Here is a 14,575-nt window from a genome sequence, read left to right on the forward strand (position 1 = left end):
AAAGAAGACTTATCGGCTTCCGAGCGAAGCCGAATGGGAATATGCCGCGCGGGGCGGAACGCAGACCAAATATTGGTGGGGCGACAAGCTGCAGCCGGGTATGGCCGGTTGCAAGGATTGCGGTGATCTCGCGGCCGAGCAACCGGCGAAGGTCGGCAGCTTCAAGCCAAATCCGTTCGGGCTCCACGACATGGGCGGCGGTGTGGATCAGTGGGTCGAGGACTGCTGGCACAAGACCTATCAGGGCGCGCCCGGCGACGGCTCGGCCTGGAGCAGCGGCGACTGCAGCGCTCACGTCCTGCGCTCGGGCTCCTGGAAGAACGATTCGAGATATGTGCGGCCGTCCAACCGCGACGGCTACGACACCAATGTTCGTTATCCCACCCACGGATTCCGCGTGGCTCTCAGTCCTTGAGTGGAGGAGTTGGTTTGATGCAGATCCTTCGTTGCGTCGCGCTGGCGGCGGCGCTGGCATTGCTCCCGGGGGCAGCCTTTTCGCAAGGCAAGACGGCTCCCAAGGACGCAAAGCTCTATTTCATCACCCCGCGTGACGGGCAGAAGGTTCGCGGCGGATTCTGGGTCCGGTTCGGCTTGCGCAACATGGGAGTGACCCATGCCGGCGACGAGTACCAGAACGCCGGCCACCATCATCTGCTGATCGACGTCAACGACCCCGTCGATCCCAAGGAGCCGATCCTGCAGGACAAGTCGCATCTGCATTTCGGGGCAGGACAGACCGAAACGCTGCTCGAGCTTCCGCCCGGGACGCACACGCTTCAACTCGTGCTCGGCGATGCCAAGCACTATCCGTTCGAGCCGCCCATCGTGTCGGAGAAGATCACCATACGGGTCAGGCAGCCCGCGACGGCGAAGTAAATCGCTAGCAGGGTCTAAGGTGTCCATTCCACCGTTGCCGCCAATGGCCGCCGCTGCTGCGATGCGTATATTTTTGCGGATATCAGCTTCGAGCGACAGGACTGGCAATGAACCTGCACCTCTTGGTGCTTTTCGGTCTGGCAGTCATCCCGATCATTGCGATATTGGCGTGGTTCGCTTTTTAGACCTTTGAACCTTTTTCGCGATGCGAGCGTCTTATAATTGAAGCTTCCCTAAGCTTTCCCCCCCCCACCAGAAAGCCCCGCTTCCCCCAGGCGGGGTTTTCGCTTTTGCGCGCCGCATCAACGCATTTTTCCAAGCGGCACCGCGAGCAAGCTTGATTCGTTCTACGGCTTACTAGCCGCACCAACCCCACTCCTGATCTTGAAACGTCCCACCCAAATAACGGTCTGTCGCATACGTCAGTGTCATCGGCGGTGTGCTCATCGTGAGAACAGCGCTCTTGGCCAAGTGTCCGCAGAAGCTGATCGACCTGGAGCATCCACGCTTTCCAGCGGACTTATCGATTTAGATCCGAGACGCTCGCTGAAACCAGGCTTGGGCAGCACTAATGACAATCGGCCAAGCGCCAATCTCTAGGTGCAAACCAACTCGTATATTCATTTGCCGATGTGAGCGAGTTCACACGCGCTCCGCGCGTGCGGGCGTATTCAACTTTGGGGGACAAAGGATAGATGAAACGACCACATCGACAACACCGTCGGAGGTATCATGCTTCACTATTCATCCGAGACAGCAGCGCTTCTTAGAGAACATTATGACCCGCACTCGACCGCAAAACCGAAGCACGTCAGGGTCACTCCGTCACCGGTTTTGGACAAACATGCCTACGCTAAGGCGTTGGCCGAAGGCTTGCGAGTCTCCACGAAGTTTGGACGCGTGGATGTGCTTGGACGCCGAGCGCTCCGGGAGCCCGTCAGCGGCGTCTATTCGTTGGCGCAATGGCAATCTGGATTCAAGCTCCAGAATGACCGCGGTACGTGCTGGGCTTTTGCGGGCGCCGCGGCGTTGGAGGCAGCATATCGACGCAAGTATGGTCTGCTCATCGATGTGTCCGAAGAATACATCTTCCATATGGGCAAAGCGTTTGCTTTGAACCGAGACAGCGCGGGGGCGGCAGCGCGTCCGGTAGAGAACAACTCCTCGCTGACCGGTTTCCAAGGCAGTGGCGATATCGCGAAGAAGATCTCAGAGAACGCCGCGCCTCCAGAGGACGCGGCGCCATACTTGCAAACCCAACAGACACTGTTGGACATCTTGCCCGTGCTGGGATTTGCCGGCGTGGAAGCAGTGGCGAGCCAAGAGGACTACGACGCCGTTGAATTTTGTGAACAACACATTCCGCTCCTGGCGCGGGTGAACGCTCGCTACAGAGCGGCGGGTTGGGGGTCTCTTGGCAACAACCCGAGCATCACCGCGCTGGAGAATACCATCCTCGCGGACCGCGAAGTAATCTGCGATGTCTTCCACAAGACCCCGAACATCGGAGGTCACGTGCTTTTGCTGATCGGCTTCGATCGCAATCGGCAGGTGTTCTTCGCTAAGAACCACTGGGGCGAAGGCAAATTCATCGAGATCGCCTACAACAACGATCCGAACTGGCAGATTAATTCGGGCTGGTACATCACGGACGTCGTCGATCCAACGTTTGTGCAGAGCGAGGCTTGTTGGCTTGGCAACTGGCATGCAAACGTGGGGAACTCCTCGTTTCGGCTTATCCTGCGGAGGTCTGAGGATTTTGCCAATCCGGGGACGCCGACGAAGCTTGGGACGGCGTACTTGAGCGATGGGCCTCACGACGTGAACGGACTATTTCTAAACGGGGGCGCTCATCTGCGTATGTTCATTGCGCCGACAACCGCCCCAGTTCCCATTGGAACACTGAGCGGCTGGCAGATCGACGCCGACCTGAACTTTTCCGACATCTACAACGCGGCTGGGCAGGCCGGACAAGAGTCCGCCGCACTCTCCCGCTTCAACACACGCTTCGCAGCTCTGTTCGACAAGGGTGACGGATCGGCATGGCAAGCACGGCACGGGATCACCCCAGAGGCCCATCAATCGATTTTTGATTTGCTGGTCAGAGAAGGGTACCGGCTGACCAATGTATGCGGATACAGCGAGGGGACGGGCTCCCGGCTCAATGCTGTCTGGCAACTGCGCGATGGCCCCGCATGGCAGGCGCGCCACGGCCTGACTAACGACCAGTACCAATCGACATTCGATGATCTCGTGGCAAAAGGCTACCAACTCGTTTGCGTCAGCGGTTACGCCGAGAATGGACAGGCCCGGTACGCCGCGATCTGGGAACAGCGGACATCTTCTGATTGGCAAGCGCGGCACGGGATGTCGCGGAGCCAATACCAGCAGACCTTCGACCAGATGGCCGCCGACGGCTTCGCGCCCGTGCAAGTTTGCGGTTTCCGGGTCAATGTTGATGTACGCTTCGCAGCGATCTGGGAACGGCGCCCTGGCCTCGAATGGATTGGTCGGCACGGGTTGACGGCGAGTGAATACCAAAAGGCTTTTGATGACCAGAACGCCGCAGGTTTCCGTCTGGTTTCTGTGAGCGGGTACAGTGACACAGGGATCGCTCGCTACGCTGCAATTTGGCACAAGGACCAGCCGGGCGAATGGCAAGCACGGCACGGTCTCGATGGCGCGGCATATCAACAAGCCTTCGACGATCTGTCCCGGCGAGGATTCCGTCCGGTGCAGGTCTGTGGATACGGTGATGGATTTTATCCGGCCTAGATCGCGAGGTGCCGCCACTCAGCAGTGGACAAGCTCTCGAACTGCGCGGCTAATTGTACCGATCACACGGGCGAGGCGTAACGCCTCGCCCGACCGTGATGATCATGTTACCTTGTGCAGCCTGCAAGAGCTCCGAACGCCGCGTTGTTCCGGGGCGCGTTTCACGCCTTGAACCCTTCATGACCGCGACGGACTCGAAGGGCTCTACTTGCAATGCTTCTCGCAAAAGAGCCCAGAGCGAAGAGACTCTGTTCAAGCGTATTCAGCCCCTGGCCAGTAATGCTCGAGGAAGAAACGCAGCATCTCCCTGGTCGCGTCCGGCCCGCGGGGATCGGTGTAGGACCCGGCAGGACTGCCTCCAGACCAGGCATGGCCGGCCCCGTGGACGCTCCAGTGCTCGGACGTGCCCAAGCCACCTTCATCGGTGAGGACGGTGCGGGTATACGCATGTCCCTCAGGTACTCGCCCGCGAAGAGTTTTCGTCCTCGGGCTTGCTGCAGCTTCGCCCGGCCCACGGAGAATCAGTTCAGCATTGCTCGGATGCACGGTGGTATCGCGATCGCCATGGAAGACGATGGTGGGAATCGAGGCGCCAGCTCTCCGGACTGCTGCGCATAGGTCAATAGACGGTAGTGCTTAGAAAGCCGCAGCATTCGATCATAAAACACACCACCATTGTTGCCAGTACTGCGGCTTCCAACCCGCGCTTGCAATCGACTCCCTTCGCCTTCGAAAACGTGCTAGGAATGCGTTAGCGCTCTTGAAGGCAGGATGCCGGGCTCGGCCGGGTAGAAATCACAAACTGTGTCGCGCAGCATACTGGCCTTCCCTGGAGCGTCCCGAACAAGCGACTAGGCAACCCGGTGAGAGCTTTCTTCCCGCGCCGGCTTTTATTGTTGCGCGGGGTGATTTTTGCTTTTCCGGTCCAGATCCGATAGCATCAATCTCGTGGTGGCCGCTGATGCAGCAGCTTGCGGATTGGCTCAATAAGCTCGGTCTATCCGAGTACGCCGAATGCTTTCGCAAGAACGGCATCGATATCTCGGTGCTACGGCACCTGACTGACCAAGATCTTAAGAAAATGGGTGTTCTGCTTGGGCATCGGCGCAAGCTGCTCGCAGCAATTGGTGAGTTAAGCAGCAATGTCGCCGCAGGTGCGCCTGCTATGGGCACAGCTACAGGGTCGGAGCCGCCCCCTATCCCCGCGGCAGTCGCTCTGCTACTCCCGCCGACCTCGCAAGCAGCCGGCGAACGCCGCTACCTGACAGTTATGTTTTGCGATCTAGTAGATTCGACCAACATTGCGTCTCGGCTCGATGCCGAGGAATGGCGCGATCTCGTGAATGCTTATCTCGATGCCGCGACCATCGCGGTGACAGAGATGGGCGGCCGGGTGGCCAGGAAGCTGGGTGACGGGCTGATGGCGCTATTCGGCTTTCCGGTTGCGCGGGAGAACGACACTGAACGCGCGGCCCGCGCGGCGCTCGCTATTCATGCGGCGCTTATCGAGTTGAATCGCAAGATCACGGACGCGGGCATGCCCGTGCTAAGAGCCCGCATTGGCTTAGAGGCAGGCCCAGTCGTTGTCGAAACCGCCGGCGAGATCTACGGAGATGCGCCCAATATAGCTGCGCGAGTGCAGGCGCTCGCCGAGCCGGGTTCGGTATTGGTTACATCTCGAGTGCAGCGACAGGTCGCGGGCCTCTTTGTCGCGGAAGAGCTCGGGAATTACAACTTGAAAGGCATAGCCGAACCGCAGACGCTGTACCGGCTGGTGAGGGCGAGCGGCGGCGGACGACGTGCAGGACAGCGCCAGCTGACGCCGCTTATTGGACGCGACGAAGAACTCGCTGCGCTAATGCGGCGTTGGGATCGTGCGCGGCATGGCGATGGACAGCTCGCCTTGATTGTCGGCGAGCCGGGTCTCGGCAAATCGCGACTGATCCAGGAGATGCACGCGCACTTGCGCGAAACGCCGCATTCCTGGGTCGAGTGGAATTGCTCGCAGCTCCTGCAAAATACCGCGCTGCATCCAATCAATGAATGGGGTCGCCAGCGGTTCGGGGGTTCAGAGATCGCCGCTGACCGCCGATTGCACGACCTCGAAAATACGTTGAAGATGGTCCACCTCGATCCAGCCAAAAACGTCCCTTTGCTCGCCCCGCTCGTGGATGTTCCCTTGCCAAAGGAGCGTGAAGCGGTGTTGACGCCGGACGAATTGCGACGTGCACAATTGGCGGCACTCACGAGCTGGGTGATCGCAGGGGCTAAGTCGCAGCCCGTGGTGCTCGTGGTAGAGGACTTGCACTGGGCTGACCCCACGACGCTCGACGTGTTAAAAGGACTGGCCGAGCGTGGCGCGCTTGCACCTCTTTTCGTCGTCGGAACAACCAGACCCGAATTACAGCTACCCTGGGGGGTGCGTTCACATCACAGCACGATCTCGCTGGTACCGCTTGATCGAGCTCAGGCTCGTAACATGGTGACTGAGCTTTCGGCGCGCCATGCTCTGCCGCCCAAAGTAGTGGACGACGTAGTAGCGCGCACCGGTGGCGTGCCGCTTTTCGTTGAGGAAGTGACGAGGCTTTTGTTGGATCGGGGTGGGAAAGATGACGCCCATGTGATCCCGCCATCGCTGCAACAATCGCTTATGGCGCGACTTGACCGACTCGGCCCGGCCCGCGAAGTGGCGCAGATCGGCTCGGTGATTGGACGCGGCTTCTCTTACGATCTTCTTCGTATGCTCACTGGGATGGACGATACAGCGCTGCAGGCCGCGCTGGAGCGGCTTGCAGAAGCTGACATATTGCTCGTTCAGGGTCTCCCGCCCGACTCCGACTATCGCTTCAAACACGCGCTTATTCAAGATGCGGCGTACGAAAATCTTCTCAAGAGCCGGCGGCAAGTTCTGCATCGTCGGGTGACCGAAATCTTGTGCGACTGCCTCCCCGAAACTGCGTTGTCCGAACCCGAAGTGCTGGCGCATCACTTCACACAAGCGGGTCTTACTCAGCAAGCGGTGGAGTGGCGCGGAAAGGCGGGCTTCCGGTCCTTGGAGCGATCGGCGCTGGTCGAAGCCGCCAAGCACTTTACGCGAGCTCTCGACCAGCTTGCGCATCTACCCTTCACGACAGCAACACGCCGCGAGCGGATCAATCTACAGATCGCGCTCATAAACCCACTCATGCACATAAAGGGACACGCCGCTCCGGAAGCCAGGACAGCGGTGGAGCGAGCACGCCTGCTCATAGAAGAAGCTGAAGTGCTTGGCGAACCATTAGAAGACCCACTCCTGTTGTTTTCAGTCCTATACGGATCTTGGATCGCCCATTTCGTCGCGTTTGATGGTGATCTGGTGTATGAACTCGCGGCGGAGTTCCTGACCCTTGCTGAACGCCGAGGAGAGTCTGCGCCGCTCATGATCGGTCACCGTATCATGGGTATGGCCTTATTGTTTACAGGGCACATAAAGGAGGGATGCGCGAATCTGGATCGCGCTATCTCTTTGCACGTTCCTGCAGAGCATCGTCAGCTGGCGCCGCGTTTTAGCGTCGATCCCGCGATCTCAAGTTTGTTCTATCAAGCGCAAGCGCTCTGGTGTCTTGGCTGTCCTGACGCCGCAAATGCTGCCTTAACCCGTGGGCTCACAGAGGCGCGCCAAATCCGCCACGCTGCAACTTTAATGTTTGCGCTGCATATGGCATCGACGGTTCATGTACTATGCAGAAATTATGTGCAGGCAGCCGCAGAGCTAGACGAACTCGCCATCATGACGGACGAAAGCGGAGTCCCATACTGGGGAGCTTTCGGAATGTCGGTGCATGGCTGCCTTCTTGCCGCAAACGACAACGCCTTGGATGCGGTTCACATAAGCACCGCCGGAATCTCCGCACTACGGGCCACTGGAACAACTGTATGGACACCATGGTATTTATCGACTTTAGCGAGGGCCTACGCGGAGCTGGGCCGCTTTGATGAAGCCCGGCACAGCATTGCTGAAGCACTGACCACAATGGAAGCGACGAAAGAAACTTGGTCCGCATCCGAGATCCATCGAACAGCCGGAGAAATAGAAATGATGTCAGCGGATGGGGATGCCACAGAAGCACAAGGCTTCTTCGACCGTGCGTTGGCTGTTGCCCGGGCGCAGCAGGCAAAGTCTTGGGAGCTGCGCGCAGCAATGAGCATCGCACGGCTATGGCGCGAGGAAGGGAGATCGGATGAGGCGCAAGAACTTCTCGCTCCGGTCTATGAGTGGTTCACTGAAGGCTTCGATACACTTGATTTGAAACAGGCGAAAGCTTTACTCGCTGAGTTGACGCACTAAAGGCGATTGCGGTGGAGGGGCTCGTCCGGACATCAACTCGCTTCGAAGCATTCATAGACAATTAGAGGACTCCTGCGCTCGCGCAAACCGACACCTGACTGAGACACGACCCGACGATGCCATCCAGGCTTGTGCCGCCACTACCAAGACCCTTTGAAGGGCGGCAGTGCCGCAGTATCGGGCGCTCCTCTTTTAGGCGACCTGGGCCCACGGCGGTGCTGGCCTGCCGTCCCGTTCGCGTATGCGTGGTTATGGAACGATAGGCCGATTTGGTCACGAGCCTGTCTTTTTTGAATCGAACTAGCAGCCTTGTGAACTAAATCACTGCGTAATCCCTACTTGTCCTGTTAGAGTTCATTTATTGATTTGCTAGGATGCTCAACGCAAACGGTCGGGCGACCGCGTCACGATATTGGGCGGTGAAGGCAAATTTGATCCTGCTGGCTTGTGTGCAGTCCGACAATTCAGGAGTGGATCAAAGTAGCGTCGTAAGAAAGTTCATTTGGAGGAAGCCAATGAACGAAACCTTCTTACCCAAGCATTTCGCTTATTCCTGTCGTTCAGTGCCGTTGAGATTACTCGTTGCAACCTTATTGGTTGCTGCGCCTCTCGCGCTTGCGTCTGCACAGACCGTTGCTCCCGCGGAAGGCGCGTCAGCCGGCCAGAATAGCGCTGTGCACATCAATCCGGACAACGAGGGTGACCCCATCTCGCTCGAAGCCGTCCAGGACGGGGTCAACAATTTCGAACTGCGCCAGGCTGACATCGGGCCACCTAATGCCATCAGCGCGGATGGCATCAAACGTCGCGGCTTCGGGCCGACGAAGTCTGACGAATCGGGGGCGGATCGGTTGGTTCTCCCTGTCGATCGCAAGCCGCCGCGCGATGCACTTCCGCATCGGAGCACCGAGGCGACAACAGTCCAAACGGAGGCACCCAACAGGCCGCTGTCGGCGGCAAAGGATCGCCCAAAGCCTCCAGCCGACTATCCTTCGCGCGGCGCGTCGGATGTCCGGCCGTTTGAGGCTTATCGGCTTGGGTTCTCGGGAGGGACGACGACGCCGGCCACCGGGATCGACCCGCGCATACGATCGGATTTAGCCGCAGGGGAGCGGACCGAGACCTATGCCTTTCTGCTGATGGAATCGCTGCCGGACGCGGCCACGGAGCGCGCGCTGATGAGCGAATTCGGGGTCGCATCGCTTGGGCTGCATGGGACAGCACTCAAGGTCCGCGTCCCCCTGCAAGCACAGGCGTTGGAGGGTATTGCCAGATTGCCCGGGTTTAGATCACTCGCTTACCCCTCACCCGACCAAAAATTAGCGCCGGAGCTGAAATTTGCCATCGAGCGCCTCGGCGCCGAGGTGGCTCGATTCCCGATTATCATCAGCCTGTTCGAAACCGATTCCAAAGCTGCGTTCGCTGAACGGGTCCAAGCTACGGGCACGGAGGTAGGTCGCTACGACCCGGTGTTGCGGAGCTATGAGGCTCTCGCGACACCCGAACAGATTCGCATTCTTTCCGGTTTGGACTTTATCCTGTTCATCGAAATCGAGCGCCGGAGCGGCGGCGGACACGATCAGAGCATGGCTACGAATGGTGTCGATTACATCCGTGCGTCCGGCTTCCTCGGTGCGGGAACTGTATTGGGCTTACTCGACACCGGCGCCATGTTGGGAAGCGCGGCCGCAACCATGCACCAAGACCTCAACAAAAACGGTTGCGGGATCAATTTCACGAGCGACACCGCGGGCGTTTGGAATGATCAGAATGGCCACGGAACTCACGTCCTCGCAACCATTTCCGGAACTGGCACTGCGAAAGCGCGGTTCCGCGGCGTCGCAACTGCGGTCGGTTCGCGTGAGCGCATCCGTGTTGGAAAGATCTGGAAATCGACCAACACTGGACAAAACTCTTGGCTGCGGGACGCGATCGACTACATGGCGGACGCGACCAGCTGCGACGCGCCACGCCCCTCGGTCATCAATCTGAGCGGTGGCGCGAGCGGATCGGGACAGACTGGGACCGATTCCGAATCGCGCAAGCTCGACGCTCGCGTCTGGGAAACACGCCAGGCCTACATCGTGTGCTCCGGCAACAACGGCCCGGGCGCGCAATCGATCTGGTCTCCCGGTGTGGCCAAGAATGCGCTTACGGTCGGAAACGTGCAGGACTCGGGATCGAGCTTAGTTGGCGAACTGTCCGGCACAAGCAGCCGCGGCCCGACCGGCGATAATCGGATGAAGCCAGACCTCGTTGCAACGGGCGCTGTCGTTACCTCCGCGCAGGCGGGAACGACGGATGGCTATGTGGATAAGAGCGGATGCAGTATGGCGACGCCACATGTCAGTGGCATCGCGGCGACGTTGCTGGAGCACTATCCTGATTTCAGAGATCGACCGCACCTGCTGCGCGCCCATCTCATGGCGTCGGCTACGCTGCATTCGGACGAGGTCAGTCCGGCGAACAACACGGGCGGCGGTCGCAATGATTTCGGGCTAGGACGGGTCTCCGATTATCAATCGCACTGGGCGCGGCTCGACCCCAACGGCTGGAGCGGCCATTGGGCGTGGATGACAATCACCGACAAATCCTGGGGCTTCTTCGACATCAACGTGCCTCGGGGTACCAAGCGGGTCGTCGCCGTGCTTACTTGGGACGAGCCCGAAGCGAGCGCAGGAGCGTCACAGGCAGTGACATACGATGTTGACCTGTGGGCCGATCCCGGCGCGAGTTGCACGCCGGATGCGGTTGGACAATGTGGTGCCTGGGCCTCGCAGTCTAACATCGACAACGTCGAATATCTTATCATCGACAATCCGCCTCCTGGCGTTCTTCGGCTCAAAGCAATCAACTGGAGAGCTCCGTCATTTGGCTTGCCGGTGGCAATTGCTGCTAAGATCATTCGCGGCGATCCAACGCCTGCGATTTCGATGACGGCTACTCCGAGCACAACGTCCCCCTCGATCGGCTCGACCTTCACAATCAAGACAACCATTTCCAACCCGAGTTACGAGGCATATGGGGTTCAGGTATCAGCGGCGGCAGCGTCTAGCGGTCTAAGCCTGCTCGGGGTCTCGACCACTCGCGAGGATGGGGTGGCGATGGATTTTCCAAATGCGGCCAGCCTCACACTTGGCACGGTAACGGAGGCTGATACGCGCTCTGCCATCTGGAAATTCAGTGCCACCTCGCGAGGTCCGCAGACCGTCCGCTTCAGCGGCCGGTCCAACAATGGCGGCACCGTCTTCAAGAGCGTGACTGTTACACCTTGAGGACCCCGGGGCGAACTGTATCCTAGTTTGACCAAGTCGCCTGAGACATTCACACTTTGCTCTTAGTTCAGAGTTCACGGTCGGCCGACTCAAGAATGTATAGTTGTTGGCGCCAAGGAGAGCACGCGGAGGTTCGATACGATAACCATCGAATAGCGGACATTCGGGATCAGCAGCTTCGGACCGGAGGCCAATCTTCGGCAGAGATTGGTCGGATCGGTCAGTTAACGGATTAGTAACGGCTTCTTGCCAGCCTATAACCATTGCAGATCGTCGCAGCAGCGACTTCAGAAGCATATCGTCTCTCTCAGTTCATACCTGCTCGGTTGGCAGTCTCATCAAGGGACAAGTCCGCTATGTGCAAGGGAATTCTGATTTCGCTTATTGCGCTATTCTTTTTGCTGATTTGCGATCAGTTCTGGTCAAACGGCCGCTATACGGATGTTGCCATCGTGATGGCGAAGCACATCGGTCGCTCTTTCGGTGTCTGATGCAGCCAGTTTCCACGAGCTCGAAATGACTGACGCAGTTACTCTTGACGCATTGAACAAGAGAGAATGCCCGGATTGCTGGTCCAGAAGAATGTCATCTGGATTGCGGGTTGACATTGCGGAGCACTTGGAGTGCCTCGCCTGTGAGGCACGGTTTTACGTTGCTCCGCAACCTCCACATGCCAAGGTCTTCATCCGACAATAGGCCTGCGCGAGAATCAAAATGCGCTTGCTATGGATCAACAGCGCCTGCCGTCATTGCCGACTGCCTACTTGCAGCCGCGGCAGATCGTAAGCTTGCGTTTCAATGCCTCATCTTCTTGTTCGACCAGGTGCTGAGCCACGATGCTATCCGCCCTCGAATTGGGCTTGGAACCTCTTGCTGCGCGAGACTTCATGTCTTCGCGCCGCATACCCCGACATGTCAATATCGTCGAACCGTGCCGACGCTAAAGCCATCGTAGTCCACGGCTGGGCTGAGGACCGACGAAGGCGCACCGATCACTGGTGTAGACAGAGCCTTGTCCGACGCTGCCGGCAGGAGAGCGTCCGTCCGCGATGACGGCCCGCCATTGGTCTTTGCCGAAGGCCCCAAATTTTTGGCGGGCGCTCGTAGCGGCGACACTTTGGCCCGCCGCCGTTGTCGGCCAAGCGTTCTTAGGGGTGGCCGGAGGCGCCGGCTCCTGTTCAGGAGAGGGCGGAGCAAGCGAAGGCGGGGGAGCGACTAAGGTCCGGCCTCTGGCGCTGCCCAGCAACCAGACGCCAGCAGACACGATGCCAAGGCCAAGAGCGTCACGCTTTTCATCCGCGTCCTTCAAATGGCTTTATTTGACCCATTGACGCATGACCCTCCGAGCTAAGCTAATGACTATCTAGCTCATATGGCGATCAACGTTGACGGAAATGGGCGGGAGGTGCATCTGCCCGGGCCTTGAGCTTATTTCATAGCGTAGCGCCGACGGCCCGCTCTAGACTTCAATTCCAGAACCGCGCTGCACCGCTCTCAGGGACATGCTGGACGATTGCCTATTCGATCAAAGTGTCGCGCTGCCGACTGATACAGGCCAATAGAGCTGACTTTTCTTATCCGGCTCGGTTCGGCTAAAACAATTGGGCAAAAGAGCGTCCGCGTCGATCGTCGTGTGGCTAATCGAATGGCCGACCAACCAGTATTGCCGGCATGGAGCGAGGTATCATACTGATATGCAAGGGTCATCACCAGTCAACGAAGGCCTCCTGAATCAGCGCCTCCTAGAGCTCGGGTCGGCAGCGACCTGGGCGCCGCGGATGCTTCCGGATCTCGAAAGTTTTATTCACGCCTCCGGCGACTATGATCTCTTTCGCGTCAATCCTATCCAATACGCGACTGCCAACCGCCTAAGTGAAGCCGAAGGAATCGAGCTGTTTGTGCACGCCGCGAAGGTTGGCCTATTCGAGATGCAGTGGCTGCTCATCTGCGCCTATTGCCCGCAGGTCGCAGGCACTTTTCGTGAGCTAGACCAGGTTCATCCACGTTTCCAATGCGAATTCTGCAACGCCCTCAATGAGGCGGCCCTTGACGACTACATCCAGGTCACCTTTACCGTCTCGAGTTCGGTTCGCGACATCATATATCGTCATCCGGACATGCTGTCCGTCCAGGACTACTATCTGCGTTACAACTTCTCCAAGGACTTCAAGCCCCCGCACGGAATGACACACGAGCAACTCGTTGCGGCACTCTCGCGGGGATTTGCCGATATCGAGGCGGGTCAGCGGTTGAACTTCGAATTCGACGTAACAGCCGGCCGTTTCGAGGTGCTCGATCTCAACCATAAGCTTCTTCTGGTTTTCTTCGCGAACGGTGAACCGGCGGAACGCCAGGAAACGCTGGTCCAGCTCGAATCGGGCCGGTTCGTAGTTGCGGATCGACCCACTGCGCCGAGAAACATGATCCTTGGCGACGGACGCTTTGCGTTTCGACAGACGGCCGATCTTAGCCCAGGCAAACACACCATCCACATTGAGAACCGCACTAAGGATCGAGGCCGCTTCTGGTTTCTGCAGTACCCTTCCCAGTTCCAGCCCCATCTGGTCGAGTATGAGCCCTTTCTTTCCGGTAAGCGATTGTTGCTCACGCCCTGCTTCGGCGAACTCTACAAGACCCAACTGGTGGACGAGCGCGATAGTCTGGCAGTCTCCGACATCACCTATCTGTTTACTGATCTAAAGGAATCGACTCCGCTGTACGAAAGCATTGGCGATGTGAACGCCTACTTTCTCGTTCGTCAGCATTTCGACATCTTGAATACGATCATTAGGAAGCGATCTGGTACGATCGTGAAGACGATCGGTGATGCAGTCATGGCTGGCTTCGAGCATTCACAGGACGCCGTTCTTGCATCCGTCGAGATGATCGAGGAGCTGTCGCGATTCAACCAAACCGCATCGCGACCGCTCGGCCTAAAGGTCGGGGTGCACAGAGGCAGGGCCATAGCCGTAAGGCTCAATGACCGGATCGACTACTTCGGACAGGACGTGAATATCGCCGCCCGCGTGCAAAGTCTGGCTGGTGTCAACGAAATTTGCCTGACAGAAGCGGTGATGGAGGCTCCCGGAGTCAGTGACATCCTCAAAGGATATCCGGCGTCACGCGACTACCAAAACTTGAAGGGCATCGGCCAGAAGATGGAAATACATCGGATCAAAATTCCTCCGGCGCAGAGATAAACGACCGCGCGCGTCCTGCGCAGCGCCAGACCGATTGTCGGCTGCCGGGTTACGCGCCAATTTCGCGCTGCTGCAGTGCTTTCCTGTATATCCCGGGGGGACGACGCCAGCAGGCATCAGCG

The 14,575-nt window shown here is 58.5% G+C and carries 6 protein-coding genes and 1 pseudogene; 6 read left to right on the forward strand and 1 reads right to left on the reverse strand.

Features of this window, described 5'->3' with window-relative positions; genetic code table 11:
- The 3 genes from IVA75_RS30260 to IVA75_RS30270 all read left to right on the forward strand — a co-directional run.
- Window positions 1–415, forward strand: a 415-nt coding sequence (locus IVA75_RS30260; RefSeq protein ID WP_247288289.1) for an SUMF1/EgtB/PvdO family nonheme iron enzyme, incomplete at its 5' end; no start/stop codon positions are given.
- A gap of 17 nt (window positions 416–432) precedes the next feature.
- Entirely contained in the window at window positions 433–876 is a 444-nt protein-coding gene (locus IVA75_RS30265) for a DUF4399 domain-containing protein (protein ID WP_247288287.1), read from the forward strand.
- A gap of 732 nt (window positions 877–1,608) precedes the next feature.
- Window positions 1,609–3,651, forward strand: a complete 2,043-nt coding sequence (locus tag IVA75_RS30270) for a hypothetical protein (protein ID WP_247288286.1) — start codon at window positions 1,609–1,611, stop codon at window positions 3,649–3,651.
- A 252-nt stretch (window positions 3,652–3,903) separates the two neighbouring features.
- Here IVA75_RS30270 and IVA75_RS30275 read toward each other — a convergent pair.
- Window positions 3,904–4,257, reverse strand: a pseudogene (locus tag IVA75_RS30275) (esterase); the annotation flags it as partial.
- A gap of 355 nt (window positions 4,258–4,612) precedes the next feature.
- Here IVA75_RS30275 and IVA75_RS30280 point away from each other — a divergent pair.
- The 3 genes from IVA75_RS30280 to IVA75_RS30290 all read left to right on the forward strand — a co-directional run bounded on the left by IVA75_RS30280 (window position 4,613) and on the right by IVA75_RS30290 (window position 14,453).
- The gene (locus tag IVA75_RS30280; protein ID WP_247288284.1) at window positions 4,613–7,978 is read left to right on the forward strand and encodes an AAA family ATPase; all 3,366 of its coding nucleotides are present in this window, start codon (window positions 4,613–4,615) and stop codon (window positions 7,976–7,978) included.
- Between the two features lie 515 nt (window positions 7,979–8,493).
- Complete coding sequence (locus IVA75_RS30285; protein WP_247288282.1) at window positions 8,494–11,253, forward strand: S8 family serine peptidase; 2,760 nt, start codon at window positions 8,494–8,496, stop codon at window positions 11,251–11,253.
- Between the two features lie 1,778 nt (window positions 11,254–13,031).
- Window positions 13,032–14,453, forward strand: coding sequence for an adenylate/guanylate cyclase domain-containing protein (locus IVA75_RS30290; protein ID WP_247288280.1), 1,422 nt, complete (start codon window positions 13,032–13,034; stop codon window positions 14,451–14,453).
- Window positions 14,454–14,575 lie beyond the last annotated feature (122 nt).

Source organism: Bradyrhizobium sp. 134 (assembly GCF_023074155.1).
In the GTDB taxonomy this organism is placed as follows: domain Bacteria; phylum Pseudomonadota; class Alphaproteobacteria; order Rhizobiales; family Xanthobacteraceae; genus Bradyrhizobium.